Genomic DNA, 18,427 nt, shown 5'->3' with positions numbered 1-18,427 from the left:
GTGTTAGGATGTGGACAACGCTCCGCGTTCCCCACATCCTAACACGGCAAACAAACAATAATAGTTTTATCTTTATAAAATACTGTCAACCTTTCTTAGGACAAGACAAACTCGAATTAAACGAATTTTAAGAATGGGCAGAATTTTCTTTGCAATTTGCAAGGGATTCTGTCAATTCGTTTAATTCCTTGAAATTCGAGTTCAGACAATCCTCCTCATCACCTCCAAACAAGCCCTGCTGTTGTGGTAGGGGCATTTCCAGAGGCCGACCTTGTCTTCGGTGGTCATAACGCTGCCATCGGCGTAGATGCCCCAAAACCATTCGCCGTTCTTTTTATCGAGGATATGCTGTTTTACGAATTCCCAGCTGCGGGTGGACAAGTCGAGCCACTTTTCGTCGCCGGTAATTTGGTAGGTATTGTAGAAGCCTACCATGGCTTCCGCCTGTGGCCACCAGTGTTTTTCTTTCACCAAATGCTTTTGCGATGGCTCGTACTCGTACCACAGTCCGCCATCGGCATCCAGGCCTTCTAAAGTGGCTTCGGATATCTGTACGCAGATGAGTTTCAGCTGCTCGATGAGTTCGACGTGGTGGATAGCCTCGGCAGCTTCCAGCAAAAGCCAGGTGGCTTCAATATCGTGCCCGTAAGATACCGTATCAGATTTGGCGTTCCATTCCTCATCAAAAAACAGGATGAGGTGTTTGGTTTCGGCATCGATGATGTAATCGATAAAATTATGCAGCAGGGTTTCTATCTGCGCGCGCAGGCCTTCATCGGGCCAAATGGTGTAAAGCGTGGTGTAGGCCTCCAGTACGTGGAGGTGGGTGTTCATGCTCTTTTTCTCGTTGGCATCCTTGGCGCTCAGGCGCAGGTCGTCAATTGGTTGCCATTCGCGGGTAAAGGCCTCCAGGTAGCCGGTATGCCGGGTATCGTAGCTATTATCCACTAAAACCTGATAGAGTTTTTTGGCCTCGGCCAGTACCTCTTTATCCTTGGTGGCTTTATAAAACTCGCTGAAGGCGTAAATGGTAAAAGCAGATGCGTACACCTGCTTTTTGGTATCTAAAGGCTTGCCCTCATGGTCAACCGTCCAGTAAACGCCGCCATGCTCCAAGTCCATAAACCGATGCACAATGTAGCGGTAGGCAATAGCAGCTATGCCCAAATGCAGGGCGTTTTTACTATGGTTATAAGCGGCTGCGAAACTCCACAATATCCTTGTGTTCAGCACCGAACCTTTGGGCGAACCGGGGATAACCTTATTATCGTTATTTATCCTCCCCCAAAAGCCGCCGTCGGCTTCATCAAGGGTGTTATCCATCCAATAGTTGAGGGTGTTTTCCCGTTCTTTTTCGAGTTCTGCTTTATACGTGCTTAATGTATCGTCCATTACTTATTAAACCAATTCCTTCAGCTTTTTATTGTTGTTGATGATGGTATTCAGCGTATCGACAGATGCTGCCGAACGCAGGCCATCCGCCGGGGTGTTGGTTACATAATCGATAAGCTTATCAACCGTAGTAGTTGCCACGTGCATCCGGGTGTCTGATGAAGCGTAGTAGATAAACACGCTACCATCTTCATCCTTTATCCAGCCGTTGCAGAAAGCAACATTGCTTACATCACCTATGCGCTCTGCGCCTTCGGGGGCTAAAAAGTAGCCTGCGGGTTTATGGGTTACTTTGGTGAGGTCCGCCAAATCGGTCATGAACATATACAACGTATAGCGCAGCCCGGCAGCGGTATTGCGCACGCCATGGGCCAGGTGCAGCCAGCCTTTTTCCGTTTTGATAGGGGTGGGCCCCTGGCCGTTTTTGGCCTCGTAAACGGTATGGTATTGTTTATTGTCGATGATGGTTTCTTCGTCTACCACCGCGTTTTCCATGCTATCGCAAAGCCCGAAACCTATGCCTCCGCCTTTGCCTGCGCTGATGAAGCCATCCTGCGGACGGGTATATAGTGCGTATTTGCCATCAACGAACTCGGGGTGCAGCACCACATTGCGCTGCTGCGGCGAATTGGTTTTCAAATCTGCCAGGCGCTCCCAGGTAAGTAAATCCTTGGTGCGGGCAATGCCGCAGGCAGCAATGGCCAGGCTTTGGTCGTGTGCGGGGGCTGCAGGGTCGCGCCTTTCGGTGCAGAAAAGGCCGTATATCCAGCCGTCTTCGTGCGCGGTCAGTCGCATATCGTATAGGTTGGTATCGGGCTCTTCCGTTTCGGGCATGGTGACGGGGTTTTCCCAAAAGGTAAAATGGCTGATGCCATTGGGGCTTTCGGCTACCGCAAAGAAGGATTTCCGGTCGGCCCCTTCCACGCGCACTACCATCAGGTATTTGCCGTTGATTTTGATGGCACCAGCGTTGAATGCGGCGTTGATGCCGAAGCGCTCCATCAGGTAGGGGTTGGTATCGGGGTTAAGGTCGTACTTCCAGGCTACGGGAGCGTGTGCGGCAGTAAGCACCGGGTTTTTATACCGGTCGAAAACACCGTTGCCCAAACCGTCTATTTCGTTAGGCGTATCTATCAATTGCCGGTAGGCAGCGTTTAGCTGCTCCAGCCTGTTCTTAAAGGCAGGGGTCATAAATATATGTGTGTATTAATATTCCTTTAGTTTGTTCCACCAGGTGCGTTTCAGTATCAGCATCATTACCGCCAAAATGGCTATGGTAATCAGCAGCGGTGAGTGCTGCCCCAGTACCAGGTACATAGGCAATATGGTGAGGCAGCATTGGGCAATAGTGCCTATTACCACGTTGAACATATTGAGCTTGAAGTTTTTATTAGGTTGAAAGGATGGGTCGTTGGCTATGGCTATCTTTTTCACCGGTTCCCAAAAACCCCATGGGCGCACGTTGGTGTAGAAGGATTGCAAAACCGCGGCATCGGTGGGGGGCGCTGCATAGGAACCAACGATGGATCCGGCCAGGGATACACCAAACAGCACCGGGAACCAATTTAACAACTCGTTTTCCGGTATATAACCGTATTTAACGAGTACCGAAAACGCCATGGCCGCCAGGATGCCGGAGAGCATCCCCCAGAAAAAACCGCTGGCATTGAAGCGCCACCAATGCCATTTAAGCACATTGGCTGCGATGTAACCGCCATAAAGGGCAGATACGATCCATTGCAGCACGCTGTTGATATCCTTTACAAAAAAGCCAAGGAAAACACCTAAAGCCACCACAACCACGCCCACCAGGTAGTTCATGCCGATGATTTTTTTGGTGGATGCTGCGGGGTTTACGTATTTGATATAGATATCATTTACGATATAGGCCTGCGCCGCATTCATGGTGCCGCTGAAGGTGCTCATGAACGCGCCCAGCAAACCGGCAAGCAACAGGCCCACCAATCCAACGGGCAAAAAGTTATTGATAACTGCAGGCAGTATGCGCTCGAAATCGATGCCACCTGCGCCATCGGCCAGGTTCATCTGGTGATAATAGATGAGGCCTAAAGCAGTTAGGCTGATGATGAGCGTATAGCGGATAGGTAGCAGGATGACGCTTACGAAACCGTTCATCTTGCTGGCTTCCTCGGGCGAGCGGGTGCTCAATATCTTTTGCATATCGTAGTTGGGCGCTGGGCCGGCCAATGCGGCGAAGAAGCCCTTGAAGGTCATCATCATAAAGAAATAGGCGAACAGCGAGTAGCCGTCGCTCTTGATCTTCACGTTTACCTCTTTGACAATGGTGCTCCAATCCAGCCCCAGGTGCTTGCCGAAGAAAGGCGTGTACCAGCCGTTGGGCACATTCAATTTATGGCTGGCTATTTGTTCAGTAGCGATAACGCCTATCCAGATGCAGGCCACCGTCATGATGCCGTATTTTACCATATCGCCGGTTACGATACTGTGCATGCCGCCAATGATGGAGTAAAACATGGCAAACAGCGTAAAGATGATGCCGTACACATGCGGCACGTATTGTGGCGCGACATCAAAAGGAATGTAACCTTTTATCAGATCCCAGGGGATGAATATCTGGATGAATTTGCCCAGTCCGATGAAGCCATAGGCCATAAAACCCAGGCAGCTGAGTAATGCGAATGCAATTACCACCAAATGCGAGCTGGTTACGCCCGCACCTGTTTTGCCGAAGCGCGTTGCGAGCCATTCCGCACCGGTAGTGGCGTTTGAGCGGCGCAGCCAGCGCGAGAGGTACATCATCAAAAATACCTGGTTGAATACCGGCCACAGCCAGGGAATCCAGATACTCTTCATGCCGTACACAAAGCAGAGGCTTACCATCCACATGGTACCGCTTATATCGAACATATCCGAAGCATCGCTTAAGCCAAGCTTGTACCAGGGCAGCGATTTGCCGCCAAGCATATAGCTGTCCTTATTTTCGCGTGCTTTTTTGCGGTACCACAGACCGATGAAAATGGTACTGAAGAGGTACAGGACAATGATAGAAATATCAATCAGGGACAATCTCATTTATCAAAAAATTTATGCTACAGGAATCCTAAGAATACCACAGAAATTCAAAGAAAAACACCGATTTCTTTCCGATTTTCTCCGATTTTCAAGGTGTTTTCGCGTATTTCCGGTATGGCTAACTGGTTGATGCCAAAAGTAGGCAGTTGCTCATCCCAACCCTAATACTATTTTAACCAAGTATTAGTTTATCACGACAAAATCAAACCAATTCTGTAGCATCAATCTGCACATTTGAAATCTGAAATCCGCACATCTATATAAACACCCTGTTCCCCGTGTATGTTTCCCTGAACTCTTTGGGGATGCAGAATTTCTTGCGTTTGAAGATGCGGTTGAAGTTGGAGATATTGTTGAACCCGCATTTATACGCTATCTCGGCTACGGTGGTGGTGCTTTCTATGAGCATGCGCGAGGCGTGGCCCAGGCGTATCTCATTTAAACTATCGATAAAGGTTTTGCCGGTGCGTTTTTTGATGAAACGGCTGAACGAGGCATCGGGCATGTTGGCTATTTTGGCAACTTCGGCCAGGGTTACTTGTGTATTATAGTTGGCGTTCATGAAATCGAATACCTTCTCTATACGGCGGCTGTTGTAGTTGAACTGCTCGTTGGTGAAGCTGGCATCAGATAAAGTCTTCATATTGCGGCTGATGGAGAGATCGTGCAGGATGCTCATCAGCTCCAGCACCGAATCAAAGCCGTTTTTCTTATCCAGCGACTGCAGCCTGCCACGTATGGCGGCAATGGTTTCGGGCGGGAAGGTGATGCCGCGCTGCGCCCTATCCAGCATGTTCTTCACGAAACTCATCTGGTTGCGCCTCAGGAATTTATCGTCGAACAAATCCTTATGGAACTGTATGGTAACCTCGGTAATGGCCTCGCTTTTGGCCTGATGGGTAAACCAGGCATGGTACAGGTTGGGGCCAATGAGCACCAGTTCCAGGTCGTCGATCACCTCTATGCTGCCGCCAACCACCCGCTTCGCGCCTTTTGCGTTGATGATGAGGTTTAGCTCATATTCCTCATGGTAATGCATAGGGAAATCGAACCTGGTTTTCACCCTGCTGAAAATGGTAAAGCAATCGCTTGGGGTGAGGGGGGTAATCTCACGCATTACATTGTTAGGCATCTCAAAATCTAATTGGTTTTATCCGCAATAATACTGATACGAATTTAACATAATAAAATCAAAATATCTCCAAAAAAGCGTATTTTGAGCTGAAACAGCCATTTTTACCTTCGTAAATTTCCGTGTTTTTATAATAATACACCAAAAAAAGGTACAAAATTCCATCCCTTTTTATAAAAAGAGGCGGGCTATGTTTTGTCCCGCCCGGCCACCCTGTTACATCGCAGCCCGGGATCGTTTTCACAAGTCGGGGTGGATATGCCGGGCGACACGAAACCGAAATGAAGAGCACGGGTCATCGTCCGCCTGCCCTTAATTTCGTCCTTGCACATGTTGTACTTTTATTTCATTTTTACAGGCGTTTACGGCACCGCACCAAACGCCAAAATGGCATCGGTCTGTAATATGTAATAATAACTCCCCTTTAAAACATTTTGCAGCTTTACGCATTCTATATCTTCGTATTAGTTATACCTTTGCCCGCTTAAATGGATACCATAAAAAGTACAATAAAGCCAGTACCGTCCCGCTTTTCCAGAGCGAAGGATGGTATCAGCAATTTCTTCCTGATGCTGTATAATATCTACAGCTTCGTTATCCGCTTTTTTAAGGAAGTTTTGTTGCCTCCATACGATTTGAAGGAAGTTGTTCGCCAGTGTTACGAAACCGGCGTTCGCTCGTTCACCCTCATTACTTTAACCGGGTTTATCGTGGGTGTGATCTTTACCAAGCAAAGCCGGCCTTCGCTTACCGGTTTTGGTGCTACATCGTGGCTGCCATCGCTGGTGTCTATCGCTATCATGAAGGCCCTTGCCCCGCTGGTTACCGCGCTTATTGCTGCGGGTAAGGTGGGCAGCAGCATCGGGGCCGAACTAGGATCTATGCGGGTTACCGAGCAGATAGATGCTATGGAGGTATCGGGCACCAAACCTTTTAAATTTTTGGTGTGTACGCGCGTTATCGCTACCACTATTACCATACCCTTGCTGGCCACCTATGTTGCGTTTATCGCTTTATTGGGCGGTTACCTCAACGTTAGCGCTAACGAGGGCACCACCTATACTACCTTTATGGAGCAGGCCTTCGAGCCGCTTACCTTTGTGGATTTTTGGGCATCGCTAAGCAAGGCTATCGTTTTTGGCTTTACTATTGGTATAGTAGGCTGCTACCAGGGCTTTTATGCCGACAAAGGCACCGAGGGTGTGGGCAAGGCTGCCAATGGCGCGGTGGTTACGGCCATGTTTTTGGTTTTTATAGAGGAAGTTTTAATTGTACAGATAGCGGGCTGGTTCCGCTAATAACCATATGCAGAAGCAAAAGGTAAATATCGACAAGACCAACGAGGTTGTTAAGATACGCGGACTGGAGAAATCCTTCGGCGATTACGACGTACTGCGCGGTATAGACCTGGACCTGTTTCAGGGCGAGAACCTGGTGGTGCTGGGCCGTTCGGGCACAGGCAAATCGGTATTGATCAAGCTGATATCGGGTTTATTGATGCCTGATAAAGGCACCATTGATGTGCTTGGCCACGATGTGGCCAACATCAGCCAGCGCGAACTGGAGGCCCTGCGCATACGCATCGGCTTTTCGTTCCAGAACAGTGCTTTGTACGATAGCATGACCGTGCGTAAGAACCTCGAGTTCCCGCTGGTGCGCAACCGCAAGGGCATTACACGGGCCGAGATTGATAAGAACGTGGAGAGCGTGCTTGATGCCGTTGGCCTCTCGCAAACCATCAACCAGATGCCTTCAGAGCTTTCGGGCGGGCAGCGTAAACGTATAGGCATTGCCCGTACGCTTATCCTCAACCCCGAAATTATGATGTACGATGAACCCACCGCCGGTTTGGACCCCATCACCTGCATCGAAATAAACGACCTGATAAACGAGGTGCAGCAAAACTATAACACCTCATCTATCATCATCACGCACGATTTAACCTGCGCCAAGCAAACGGGCGACCGCGTTGCTATGCTTTTAGACGGGCAGTTCCAACGTGTAGGCACCTTCGAGGAAGTATTTAAAACCGACGACGTAAGGGTGAAACCTTTTTACGATTATAATTTTACAGAATAACATTATCACCATATACCAATGGATGCAGCAGAAAACAGGAAATCAATAACAGTAGGCGTATTCGTATTGCTCGGCGTAGCAGTATTTGTAATAGGCATACTCACGCTGGGCGGCCAGAACAAAAGCTTCGTAAAAAGCATCAACATCAGCGCGGTATTTACCGATGTTGCAGGTTTGAAAAAGGGCAACAACGTGTGGTTCTCGGGCGTAAAGATAGGCACCATCAAAAACGTGCGCTTCACGGGCACCTCGCAGGTTGATGTGGATATGGCCATTGAAGCCAGCACGCAGCAATACATACACCGCAATGCGCTGGCGCACATCAGCAGCGACGGTTTGATAGGCAATAAGATCATTGTGATAGATGGCGGCAGTCCGCAAGCCCCTATAGTGCAGAATGGCGACATACTACAGGCAGCCAAGCTATTATCAACCGACGATATTATGGCCACCCTGCAAAAGAACAACGAGAACCTGCTGGCCATCACCACCGATTTTAAAGCCCTTGGTCACCAGATACTGGCGGGCAAAGGCACCGTTGGTGCACTTTTAGCCGATAGCACCATGGCTATGCAATTACGCGCCGCTATGCGCAACCTGCAAACCACTACGGCAACAGCATCCAAAATGGCAGTTGCGCTCAACACCTTCAGCAACAAAATGAACACCAAAGGCGGCCTTGCCGATAAAATGCTTACCGATACCGTGGCTTACGCCCGCCTGCTGCAATCAATGGATAAACTGAAAGAAGCGGCCAATAACGCCACCATCCTTACCAATAACCTCAACACAGCCAGCAACAAGCTAAACAGCACCGATAACATACTGGGCGTGCTACTAAACGACCCTGCCGGCGCCAAAAAGGTACAAGCCACCATCGACAAGCTACAGCAAAGTTCGGTAAAACTAAACGACGACCTGGAAGCCGTACAAAGCAACTTCCTACTCCGCGGTTTCTTCAAAAAGAGAGAAAAGGCTAAGCAGGATAGTTTGAAGGGGAAATTGTAAAAGAAGGGATTATCCTCATGGGAAATAGCGATGGGTGAATGTCCATCACTTTTTTTTTGCGCTCACTTCACCACAAGATAATTACGAGGCACGAAGCAATCGCCGGGAGGCAGATTGAACATGCAAAGCATGTTGTCGATTGACTGACAACATGCGTAAATGGAAGCTGGCGATGTTTCGATAAGCTATATAAAATTATCGCCTTGAGATGTTACGCTTCATTAATCGTATAAAAATAAGTGCTTATGCTCCTTGGTTAATGAATGATCTCTTAATTCGTTGCGATTTGTATATTTTTTTTGTACCTCACCACTATATTTATAAGCCCCCAAATGATCTCCCGATAAACCTTCACATACTTCAAATGCTCCATTTTCTTCATCAATGCATATCAATAGCTTGGCATTTCCTACACCTGCTTCATACACATCTACATCGTATAAGTTTGAAATGCGTGTATTCTTAACATAGCCGTGCAATTCTAAAATAGCGCCACCTAATCGCATGTAGTTGGCTTTATTGGTTTCATAGTCCATATTCCTAATTTTTAAATTAGAGATTTTTTCTTTCAAAAATGGCTTTTGCAATGCAGGAAATGCCAGTTCACTACTTAACATTGATTTTATAATTGTTTTAGGCTCCCAATTAGTTTTATTGAATTCTTGATAAAAATCTAAGTACTCAATTTTAAATCTTTCAAAATCTTTTCCTAATTGAGGTTCAATTTCATTTATCAGCAAGAAAAAATTAATTATTTCTTGCCCTGTATTGAAATTAGGTATGTTGACCAAGATGTCAATATATTTCGAATCGTAAGGCGATTTTATAACAGCGATGTTGGGACGCTTACTGTACAACGAGATAGGAACTGTTAAAACCGCAACTTTTTGATTTTGCATCATTCTATTTGCTGCTATTGATATACTCGCAGTTGATATATTTTCACTTAAACCTAAAACAAAATCCTGGTGCCTGAAATGATAATAATAAAATTGCTCTGAATTTTCTTCACAATTGTAAACATTTTTAATTGCGGTGAGTAGCCCTTTCTCTAATTGTGTGTCGACATCACTCCATTTCTCAATCCAATTTTTGATGTCATCTAACTTCGAAAAAACTTTAATTTTACTTTTATAAAGCCTGTCTAAATGTTGATTTAAAAAATAGACAATATTCTCAGGAAATTCATCTCGTTCAGTTAAACATCTTTCATTAAAAAAAACAAGCATTATAGTTAATTTGACGGTGTGAAAAGAATCTCATTTAAATCTTTATTGATCTGATCAAAATATCCTCCTAATCCTGCGTCTTGCAGCACACTATCATCAATCCTACCATTTTGATCTACTTTAGCTTCATAAACATATGAAGCAATTTCCCTTTCTTTTTTTTGAAAAAAATAAAACTTCACATCTTGATTCCTTATATAATTTCTATGAAGCGCAACACATATACCGTTTAAAATGTGATCGCTGTGCGACTCGATAAAAACTTGCACCCCTAAGCCTGCAACCATAGCTATTAATCTACCAATTGCAGACTGACCTTGAGGATGGACGTGTGATTCGGGGTTTTCTATAATTAAAATATCTCCTGCTCGAGCGCTTAACAAAGCCACTATTACTGAAAGGGTATATGTTATGCCGAATCCAACATTTGTAGCAGTAAATTCATTACTGGCACCATCATTTGTCTCAAACTCATACCCTAGTTTCATGGCGTTAACTCCTGCAAGTTTTTGCATCTTCACTTTGGTGCCTGGGCTGATTTCATTCAGCCATGCGGAGACTTGGGCTTCTAAAGTATTTGTATTAGTATTCGGGTATATTAATGCGCTATGTATCTCCTCCGAACCGTAATATTCCAAATAGTGAGGCATAAATTCTCCATTTTTACCTAAACTCCTATTCTTCACTACCTGCAAATCAGATCTTTCATATTGATTCCTGACTAACCTTTCTGCATTCAAATATTGAAAATTAGTACTACTAAAAAGCGATATCGAATCTAAATTCTGTGGCGTCATCTCTGTATCATAAGGCAATATATCGGAGTCGGCCGAATATTCAAATTTCCATTGATAATTAGCTTGTGTTTGTTTTTCCCGGATTAGCAATTCGAAAATAATTTGATCCGTTTCGGCATTCTGAAAAAGAGCGTCTTTACCAGTTCCTATTTCCACTAACTCCCCATTTAACGCTAATCCATTTTTATTCAGAGTACCCTTTACATAAGATTGTCTTAACAATAATAACGCTTGAATTATTGACGACTTGCCCATTCCATTTAATCCGGTCAATAAATTTAAATTCGAACATTCGATATTAATTTCTTGGAGTGATTTAAAGTTTTGAATGGAGATATTTGAGATCATAGCTATAATATTGTCGTTTTTATGATGTTATTTATTTCATCGAATCTCTTTTTAACTTTTACCCTGTCGCTGGTTCCAGATGTTATAGCAAGATTGAAATCTTGATTTTTGTTAAGCAATTCGATAAAATTGTTTATCAGTGTGTTTTTTCTGTCAACTAAAGTTTTAATTTCGGATTCTTGCAAACGGCTTATCAACACTGACCAAACTTCAAATAAGGCCTTATTTATAGGCTTGCGTTTGTCCGTTTTGTTGTAACGTTTTCTGAACGCATCTTCACCAAATAATTTGAAAGCGGTTTGCATGGCAATATTAAATTGCACGGCAATTTCTTCAAGTCTGCTTTGCGACATATTGTTAATTGTATCCATTGCTGAATTAAGGAAAGAATCCATGTCTGATTTATATTCCTCTAATGGGAATATATAAAAAGCAAGAAAACGTGTCACAAATTCTCGATCAAGCATTCGGTCTTCGGAGATTGAAAATGTCGTGGCTATTTTAAAAGAACGCATATCAGCAAGTCTTCTAATAAAATCTGCGGACCTGCCTTGATTTAAGGCATTTCTAATTTCTTGTGACGTAAGTGTTAAACCGCCAGTATTAATCCGTTTAAAGACATTGAATTTAAGTACTTTGGGGGTGCCTTGTGCTATTATATAAGAAGTAATTTCAAACTCTTCGATTCTCCTTTGTAAATACGGCGGTAACTCATTAAACTTCTTTCCGTTAAACTGGCTTAGGAACTCCATTTTTTGTAAGCCGAATGTTCGTTTGTTTACATAATTATCTAATGAACTTAGACGTTGTAATCCATCCACTACAAGCCAATTATTATCGTCCGAACCATCGAAGTAAAAAGCTGGCAATGGAAACTTAACTAAAATTGATTCAATTAATCTGCTTTGTTTTATTATATCCCATAAACCTGCTTTTCTTTGAAAACTTGTATTTAAATTGATTTCTCCTCTATACAGTCTTTTCAAAATTAAATCCATAGACATGGTTCGAGTCTTAATATCTACTAGATTGGGATCAAAAGGATGTTCGATTTCGTTGTTCTCTTCATTTTTTTCTATTTCTATGTCATCTTCCCCCTCAACATTATTTAAAAAACTTATAATAAGTTCGTTAGTGACATCTCTTTCAGTGGTTATTTTTTTTATTTCCTCTTTATTAACGAACATGATATTTTGTCCGGCCTCTGTAAGCATCCAAATTGATCGCTTCGGACTTTCTATTAATCCTGCTCGTTTTAAATAATTTCTCGCCCAAGCCAAACGATACCCCAATTCTGTTCTATATCCCTCATCAGCATTATGAACAGTTTGACGAGCGGTATCTGTTAATTCAAAAATATCTGCTGCCTCCTCTTCCATTTCGCTCACACTGGCAATACCCTCGTGATTTTTTAAAATATCTATTATTACTTGAAACAGATCATCGAACTTAGGAATGCCATCACCTATTAATGAAAACAAATCGTCTTTTAATGTCGAGACGTTTCTTTCGTTAGTAAGGGGCTCTGGGTTTTCAATTATTCTTTTATGTAGATTGTCTTTGTTGTTTAGGTAATATAAAAACCATTCCGGTTTAAAGCAACATGCAATTTGACCAATAGAAGTTCTATGTTGTGCAAATCCAGTTTTAATAGATTGTGCTATAACCCTCACATCAATAAAACAATTAAAAGCACGGCCTTCATTATACCCCCAATCTTCTGTATCCCAAGCGCAAATGATTGTTTCCGAAGATTCGGAACTTTTATATAATGCTAATATTAGCTTAAATGTATTAGCAGACGATGTCGCTTTAAATCCTCTTCTGTCAAGTGCAGCAGAAAATTGTGCCCTTTTTTCATAGGGCCTGTTTTCTCTTCCCCCAAAAGTTACTTTTTTTAAATAAGTATGTAAGAAAGTTTGTTTTGAGTCAATAAAAACCTTAAATAAATAATACCCTCCTTGACCCTGACCTACTTCAGCTGGGTTCCAATTATTATCAATAAGAATTTTTTCAAATTCATTAAACTCATTAAAACGGGTAAAAGGCTCACCAGCTTCAATTCCTCCCTTTGAATTTGCTTCGTAACGATTCATTAAAATGTCTCTAAATTATTTTTGTCTACCACTAATTTATTTTGCGCTTGACTAAAATATTGTTTTTTTATTTGATTTGCTATTACATAAGCTAATAATGGTGGTACTGCATTGCCAACCTGCCGCCATTGATCTTTAAAGGAGCCTAACATAACATAATCATCTTCAAATGATTGAATCCTTTTTATCTCTTGTATTCGCAAAAATCTATTTTTCCAATGAAAAGGCCCCATGTTATTAGAATGGCTTGCCTGAATAGTCCAAGACGGCCGATCAGGAGAAAGTTTCAACAAAAATGACCAATACCTTGACCGCCATTTAAAAATCGGTTCCGTATGGCCCCTTTCTTCTGTGAAAAAAAGATAGTTATCCCCAGGAGGAACAAGCCTTAACAAGTCTTTATGCTTTGAACCAGCTTGCATATTTACATCTTCGGCAAGGTCAAAATCAATATCAGATAATACGTCTCCACACGTTACCCAACTTGCCGTTTTGTCAACTGCTTTATTTGGGTCTGAATGTGTTTGATCAGGAAATACAAAGTCTGCCATCTTGCGTTTAACACCAACACAAATAAATCGTTGCCTTTGTTGTGGAACGCCATAGTCGGCAGAATTAATAACCCTATGAAAAATTTTGTATCCAAGTCGTTGCGCTTCGGATGCTACAAACTCTAAGGCGGTTTTATGTGGACTAAACACAAACCCATGGACGTTTTCAAACAAGAAAAATTTGGGGTCTAATTCTTCAACTGTACGAAAATAATTTGATACAGTCATAAATCCATCCTCGTCGTCCATACCTCTTCCTTTTTCCTTTCTGTAAAATCTCGACTTAGAGAAAGGTGGGCACGGCGGCCCACCTACCAAACCATCAATTGTTCCGTGTTTTTGTTTTACAGAACTAAAATCAATTTTTTCGATGGTATCACATACTACCTCGGCACCAGGATAATTTATTTTTAACGACTCGCATGCCATACTCCAGATATCAGTCGCAAATACAGTTTCAAAGCCTGCTTTTTCGAATCCCGCATCTATACCCCCTACTCCTGAAAAAATACTTACTATTTTTAGACTCATTAAATATTGGCAATTAAGTATTCTACCATCGCTTTTCCAAGTAAACAAGGGACAGCATTACCAATCTGTTTTTGAATTGACCTTCTTGAGCCGACAAATTGATAATCCTCGGGGAAGGTTTGTAATGCGGCTATTTCTGATACCCGTAATCTTCTACCGGACCAATGGAAAGGACCAACCCATGGTCCAGGCTGTGCGGAGATCGTCCATGATGGCTGGTCGGGGTGTAATTTTAAAAGAAAACTCCAAAATCGAGTGCCGGCGGTAAAAGGGGGATTGGGGTAATTTTCTCTTGAGGTTAGTGCGATATAATTCTTTCCTGGCGGCACTGCCATAAGTTCCCTTGAGTACGTTTTTCCTAGCGTAACTTCCTCTTTTTCGAACAGGCTTGGACCGTCGAATTTATTGATCCAACTAAAAGCACTTTCATACGGAAGAAGATCCCTGTTTAAATCGATATCCTCTTTATTTCCATTTGTTTTTTTGGGTGCCCCTACCATAGCCTTTTTGCTGGCTATAAAAAACACCCTTTTTCTTTTTTGAGGAACGCCATATTCAATAGCATTTGCTTTAACAACATTTAATTGATACCCCATTTTGTCAATAGTTTCTATGAGGTCCTCAACAGCAATCTTATTTGTCGGGTGTAGAATGCTTTCAACATTTTCCAACAAGAAACCATCCGGTTTAATATCGTCAATCAACGTTAAATAATTCCCTATCATGTTTCTGGGGTCGGCATTTGCTTTTCGCCGTTCATGGGTAACCCAATAACCCGCTTTTGAAAATGGTTGACATGGCGGACCACCCACAAGAATTAATTTTTCAGGATTGTTAGCCTTAATTATATTATGGTAGTCATCTGCCGTAACATTTCTTATGTCGTTGTGTATATGCTCGGCATGGCTAAAATATTTATTTGCACTAATGGTAGAAACGCTATCCTTGTCAAAATCCAGGCTTGATATAATTTTTGCGCCAGCCAATTGGGTTCCTATATCTAAACCACCAGCACCAGAAAATAGCCCGATTGCATTAATTTTTGAACCTTGTATTTCCTCAACCTTATCATTTACACTAAAACCCCTTGAACTCGAAATTAATTCATTCGATTTTTTATCCGTATTCAGGAAATGACCTTCAGTTGCCAGGGATGGTTTTTCCTCGTCTATTGACAAAACCGTCTCTTCTAATTCACTAATATTACCCATCTATGCCTAATTGTTTTTCTTTGTTTTATAATCCAGCTTGATTATTTCTTCTGCTTGCTTCAATGCACCAAGAGCAATATCTTCACCTTTTATCTCCAAAATGAGCTTTTCGGAAAGCCAGATTGTTAATAATTCATTTTGATTTGCCTTAAAGTATTCTGAAAGTTTTACTACTTGCGCCCTCGTTGCATTGCGCTGTCCTCGTTCTATTTTGCTTAGAATTGCCTGATCTATATTTATACCTAAGGCAACAACTTTTAAAGGCAATTTATTGTCACCTCGTAATTTTCTTATCATGCTGCCTAGGTTTTGCATATAGAATTGACAGATTTTGTCAAATCTATTAATCATCTGCATTTGTAACAAAATTAATTATTCAAGTTATCAACAATTACCCGGTTTGTATAATTGAGTAGATTTTAAACTACAAAATATCGTTATGAAGTGTGAACTTTTAAACGGTAGTTTACCCGCCTATAAAGGCTTCCTCCGCTAAATGCAACTGTTTGTAAATCGTCCACGCTTACCTAACCCCAATGCCAGGGCCGCAAGCTTAGCCGCTTGGCATTTTCTTTCATCAAGTTTAGGCACTTGCCGATGCGGGGGCCTTAGCCCCTATGTTTTCTCCACCGCTTTATTTCTGAGGCGAACCTGCGAATGTTACTTCCTCCCGTTTTGATAAACCAGTAACCGCAAGCCATTAAATACAACAACCAGGGTTGAGCCCTCGTGCCCGATAACCGCCGGGCCTATGCCTGATATGCCCAATATGGTTAACGGAATTAATACAGCCACCATCCCTAAGCTGATGAACAGGTTTTGCTTAATAATGCGGCGCGACTGGCGGCTCAGGCCAATTGCGAACGGCAGGTTGTCCAACCTATCGGCCATTAAAGCGATATCAGCTGTTTCTAAAGCAACATCTGAACCGGCTGCCCCCATGGCAATGCCCACAGTGCTTTTTGCCATTGCAGGCGCATCGTTTACGCCGTCGCCAACCATGGCAACTCTTTTTTCTTTTTTTATCAAATCCTGAACGGCTTTCACTTTTTGCTCGGGAAGCAAGCCGCCCATGGCATCGGTGATGCCTATTTGTTTGGCTACGGCTTCGGCTACCTGCTGGTTATCGCCCGTTAGCATAATCATCCGCTTAATGCCAAGGTCCTTCAGTTCTGCCAGGGTTTTCTTTGCTTCCTTACGGGGTACATCCATCAGTGATATTAAGCCAACGATTTCGCCATCCTGCTCTATCAACATGGTTGTATTGCCTTCTTTTTCCAGCTTTTCAACCTGGGCATGCACGTCTTCCGAAAGTTTCTTAAAGAGGCTGCGGTTACCGATTACGATTTTTTTGCCATCCACCGTAGCTTTTACCCCATGCCCGGTAACCGCCTGTAAGTTTTTGGCCGATGGAATATCTTTCTGTTTTAATCTTTCTAAACCGCCCTTAACTATGGCCGCAGCTAAGGGGTGGTCGCTGAGTTTTTCAACAGCAATTGCAATCTCTAAAACTTCATCTTCGGAAAGCCTGGCTAATGCCATCACTCCGGTTAATTGCGGTTTACCCTCAGTTAATGTCCCGGTTTTATCGAAAGCTATGGCGGTTAAGCCGCCCAATTCTTCTAATGGCCCGCCACCCTTTATAAGCACACCACCTCTTGCTGCGCGGGCGATGGCACTTAATACCGCACTTGGTGTCGAAATAGCTAATGCACATGGGCTGGCCGCAACCAAAACCGCCATTGCCCGGTAAAAGCTTTTACTAAAGGGTTCATCAATAACCAAATAAGCAAAAAGTAAGAGCACTACCAAAATGAGTACCGCAGGAACGTAGAATTTTTGCAGCTTATCGGTAAACAGTTGCGTGGGCGATTTTTGCGCTTCGGTGTCGTTTACCAATTTTACCAATCTTGATAACGTTGAATCGGCGGCGAGTTTGGTTACTTTAACTTCCAGTACATGGCTGCCGTTTATCGTACCGGCGAATACCGTGTTCTCCGCTTTAAGTGTTTTATCATTGTAATCCTTGTCGGCGTTAGCCACCGGGGACTTATCTACCGGTACACTTTCCCCTGTAATCGGTGCCTGATTCACGCTGCTTTCTCCTTTTATTACGGCCCCATCTGCAGAAATCTTGCTGTTTGGCTTGATGATGATGATGTCGCCCAGAACCAGTTCTTCAATCGATACTTCGGTTTCTTTTCCATCCCGGCGCACTATCGCCATTTTCGGTGCGAGGTCGGCCAAGGCTGCAATGGATTTGGTAGCTTTCTCCATGGCGTAGTGCTCCAGCGAATGCCCGCGCCATTTTCGGTGCGAGGTCGGCCAAGGCTGCAATGGATTTGGTAGCTTTCTCCATGGCGTAGTGCTCCAGCGAATGCCCGAAACTGAACAGAAATAATAACAGCGCCCCCTCTGCCCATTGGCCTAAAAATGCAGCACCAATAGCGGCAACCAACATTAAAAAGTCGATTTCAAACTGCCCTTTGCTAATTGCTTCATAAGCTTCTTTTGTAGTAAAGAACCCACCGAAGAAATAGCCGGTACCGTAGAGTATAGTGCTGGTTAGTGGCGGCAGGGAGTGAACGAACGAAAGCCCGAAACCTAACGCCAGGAAGGCACCGGATAGCGCCGCAAATATGAGTTCGGTGTTCTTGCCGAATATGCCGCCGTGTTCATGGTCATGACCGGCTTCGTTTTCTTCATGGTTATGATTGTGCTTTTCTTCTTTATCTTTTGGGGTAGATATATCAACCCTCGGTTGTTTTTTTGCCGATGCGGCCGTATGTTGTGGTTGTTTTTTCATAGGGTGGTTGTACTCTTTGCCGTATTCACCGTTTTGGCCAGCACAAAGAAAGTCGTTTTAACGACGATTTTGTTGAGCGTTCCTTTATAGTGGTCACTTCCGTAAGGCCAACATCTGATACCTCCCCGGCTAAGTACACTTGTTCAAATACAATTTCATTTCCATCCTGTTTCTTTAGCCGGAAATATAGTTT

General features: G+C 43.5%; 15 protein-coding genes. 3 read left to right on the top strand and 12 right to left on the bottom strand.

The window, feature by feature from the left end:
* Window positions 1-201: 201 nt before the first annotated feature.
* The 4 genes from AC1DYT_RS21890 to AC1DYT_RS21875 all read right to left on the bottom strand — a co-directional run bounded on the left by AC1DYT_RS21890 (window position 202) and on the right by AC1DYT_RS21875 (window position 5,563).
* Complete coding sequence (locus AC1DYT_RS21890) at window positions 202-1,392, bottom strand: AGE family epimerase/isomerase (RefSeq protein ID WP_477471644.1); 1,191 nt, start codon at window positions 1,390-1,392, stop codon at window positions 202-204.
* 6 nt (window positions 1,393-1,398) lie between these two features.
* Window positions 1,399-2,583 carry a glycoside hydrolase family 130 protein gene (locus AC1DYT_RS21885; protein WP_477471643.1) on the bottom strand — a complete coding sequence of 395 codons (1,185 nt, stop codon included), beginning with the start codon at window positions 2,581-2,583 and terminating at the stop codon, window positions 1,399-1,401.
* Between the two features lie 15 nt (window positions 2,584-2,598).
* On the bottom strand, window positions 2,599-4,446 hold the full coding sequence (locus tag AC1DYT_RS21880) for a sodium:solute symporter family protein (RefSeq protein ID WP_477471642.1): 1,848 nt from the start codon (window positions 4,444-4,446) through the stop codon (window positions 2,599-2,601).
* Between the two features lie 256 nt (window positions 4,447-4,702).
* Complete coding sequence (locus AC1DYT_RS21875; RefSeq protein WP_477471641.1) at window positions 4,703-5,563, bottom strand: AraC family transcriptional regulator; 861 nt, start codon at window positions 5,561-5,563, stop codon at window positions 4,703-4,705.
* A gap of 584 nt (window positions 5,564-6,147) precedes the next feature.
* Here AC1DYT_RS21875 and AC1DYT_RS21870 point away from each other — a divergent pair.
* Genes AC1DYT_RS21870 through AC1DYT_RS21860 form a run of 3 tightly spaced genes read left to right on the top strand, consistent with a single transcriptional unit; the run spans window position 6,148 to window position 8,665 of the window.
* The gene (locus AC1DYT_RS21870) at window positions 6,148-6,876 is read left to right on the top strand and encodes an MlaE family ABC transporter permease (RefSeq protein WP_477471646.1); all 729 of its coding nucleotides are present in this window, start codon (window positions 6,148-6,150) and stop codon (window positions 6,874-6,876) included.
* Between the two features lie 7 nt (window positions 6,877-6,883).
* The gene (locus AC1DYT_RS21865) at window positions 6,884-7,657 is read left to right on the top strand and encodes an ABC transporter ATP-binding protein (protein ID WP_477471640.1); all 774 of its coding nucleotides are present in this window, start codon (window positions 6,884-6,886) and stop codon (window positions 7,655-7,657) included.
* A gap of 18 nt (window positions 7,658-7,675) precedes the next feature.
* A complete protein-coding gene (locus AC1DYT_RS21860; RefSeq protein ID WP_477471639.1) occupies window positions 7,676-8,665 on the top strand; it encodes an MlaD family protein in 990 nt (329 codons plus the stop codon).
* Between the two features lie 221 nt (window positions 8,666-8,886).
* Here the strand turns inward: AC1DYT_RS21860 and AC1DYT_RS21855 are convergent, their stop codons facing one another.
* From AC1DYT_RS21855 to AC1DYT_RS21820, 8 genes are all read right to left on the bottom strand, one after another.
* Window positions 8,887-9,894: a hypothetical protein gene (locus AC1DYT_RS21855; protein ID WP_477471638.1), complete on the bottom strand. Its 1,008-nt coding sequence runs from the start codon at window positions 9,892-9,894 to the stop codon at window positions 8,887-8,889.
* Window positions 9,895-9,899: 5 nt separating this feature from the next.
* Window positions 9,900-11,039, bottom strand: coding sequence for an AAA family ATPase (locus AC1DYT_RS21850; protein WP_477471637.1), 1,140 nt, complete (start codon window positions 11,037-11,039; stop codon window positions 9,900-9,902).
* A 2-nt stretch (window positions 11,040-11,041) separates the two neighbouring features.
* Entirely contained in the window at window positions 11,042-13,135 is a 2,094-nt protein-coding gene (locus tag AC1DYT_RS21845; RefSeq protein ID WP_477471636.1) for a winged helix-turn-helix domain-containing protein, read from the bottom strand.
* Entirely contained in the window at window positions 13,135-14,217 is a 1,083-nt protein-coding gene (locus tag AC1DYT_RS21840) for a DNA cytosine methyltransferase (RefSeq protein WP_477471635.1), read from the bottom strand. The genes AC1DYT_RS21845 and AC1DYT_RS21840 overlap by 1 nt, the downstream gene beginning before the upstream one ends.
* Window positions 14,217-15,428, bottom strand: coding sequence for a DNA cytosine methyltransferase (locus tag AC1DYT_RS21835; protein WP_477471634.1), 1,212 nt, complete (start codon window positions 15,426-15,428; stop codon window positions 14,217-14,219). Before AC1DYT_RS21835 ends, AC1DYT_RS21840 begins: the two co-directional genes overlap by 1 nt.
* Before the next feature lie 6 nt (window positions 15,429-15,434).
* A complete protein-coding gene (locus AC1DYT_RS21830; RefSeq protein WP_477471633.1) occupies window positions 15,435-15,725 on the bottom strand; it encodes a helix-turn-helix domain-containing protein in 291 nt (96 codons plus the stop codon).
* A gap of 363 nt (window positions 15,726-16,088) precedes the next feature.
* A complete protein-coding gene (locus AC1DYT_RS21825; protein ID WP_477471632.1) occupies window positions 16,089-17,705 on the bottom strand; it encodes a heavy metal translocating P-type ATPase in 1,617 nt (538 codons plus the stop codon).
* Window positions 17,608-18,234: a hypothetical protein gene (locus tag AC1DYT_RS21820; RefSeq protein ID WP_477471631.1), complete on the bottom strand. Its 627-nt coding sequence runs from the start codon at window positions 18,232-18,234 to the stop codon at window positions 17,608-17,610. Before AC1DYT_RS21820 ends, AC1DYT_RS21825 begins: the two co-directional genes overlap by 98 nt.
* Window positions 18,235-18,427 lie beyond the last annotated feature (193 nt).

This window comes from Mucilaginibacter sp. P1_D10 (assembly GCF_056406215.1).
The sequence above is the reverse complement of the archived record's forward strand: the minus strand, read 5'-3'. Positions and strand labels throughout refer to the sequence as shown.

Coding starts and splice junctions, on each gene's coding strand:
- AC1DYT_RS21890 (WP_477471644.1), bottom strand. CDS start 1,392: ATGGACGATACATTAAGCACGTATAAAGCAGAACTCGAAAAAGAACGG.
- AC1DYT_RS21885 (WP_477471643.1), bottom strand. CDS start 2,583: ATGACCCCTGCCTTTAAGAACAGGCTGGAGCAGCTAAACGCTGCCTAC.
- AC1DYT_RS21880 (WP_477471642.1), bottom strand. CDS start 4,446: ATGAGATTGTCCCTGATTGATATTTCTATCATTGTCCTGTACCTCTTC.
- AC1DYT_RS21875 (WP_477471641.1), bottom strand. CDS start 5,563: ATGCGTGAGATTACCCCCCTCACCCCAAGCGATTGCTTTACCATTTTC.
- AC1DYT_RS21870 (WP_477471646.1), top strand. CDS start 6,148: ATGCTGTATAATATCTACAGCTTCGTTATCCGCTTTTTTAAGGAAGTT.
- AC1DYT_RS21865 (WP_477471640.1), top strand. CDS start 6,884: ATGCAGAAGCAAAAGGTAAATATCGACAAGACCAACGAGGTTGTTAAG.
- AC1DYT_RS21860 (WP_477471639.1), top strand. CDS start 7,676: ATGGATGCAGCAGAAAACAGGAAATCAATAACAGTAGGCGTATTCGTA.
- AC1DYT_RS21855 (WP_477471638.1), bottom strand. CDS start 9,894: ATGCTTGTTTTTTTTAATGAAAGATGTTTAACTGAACGAGATGAATTT.
- AC1DYT_RS21850 (WP_477471637.1), bottom strand. CDS start 11,039: ATGATCTCAAATATCTCCATTCAAAACTTTAAATCACTCCAAGAAATT.
- AC1DYT_RS21845 (WP_477471636.1), bottom strand. CDS start 13,135: ATGAATCGTTACGAAGCAAATTCAAAGGGAGGAATTGAAGCTGGTGAG.
- AC1DYT_RS21840 (WP_477471635.1), bottom strand. CDS start 14,217: ATGAGTCTAAAAATAGTAAGTATTTTTTCAGGAGTAGGGGGTATAGAT.
- AC1DYT_RS21835 (WP_477471634.1), bottom strand. CDS start 15,428: ATGGGTAATATTAGTGAATTAGAAGAGACGGTTTTGTCAATAGACGAG.
- AC1DYT_RS21830 (WP_477471633.1), bottom strand. CDS start 15,725: ATGATAAGAAAATTACGAGGTGACAATAAATTGCCTTTAAAAGTTGTT.
- AC1DYT_RS21825 (WP_477471632.1), bottom strand. CDS start 17,705: ATGGAGAAAGCTACCAAATCCATTGCAGCCTTGGCCGACCTCGCACCG.
- AC1DYT_RS21820 (WP_477471631.1), bottom strand. CDS start 18,234: ATGAAAAAACAACCACAACATACGGCCGCATCGGCAAAAAAACAACCG.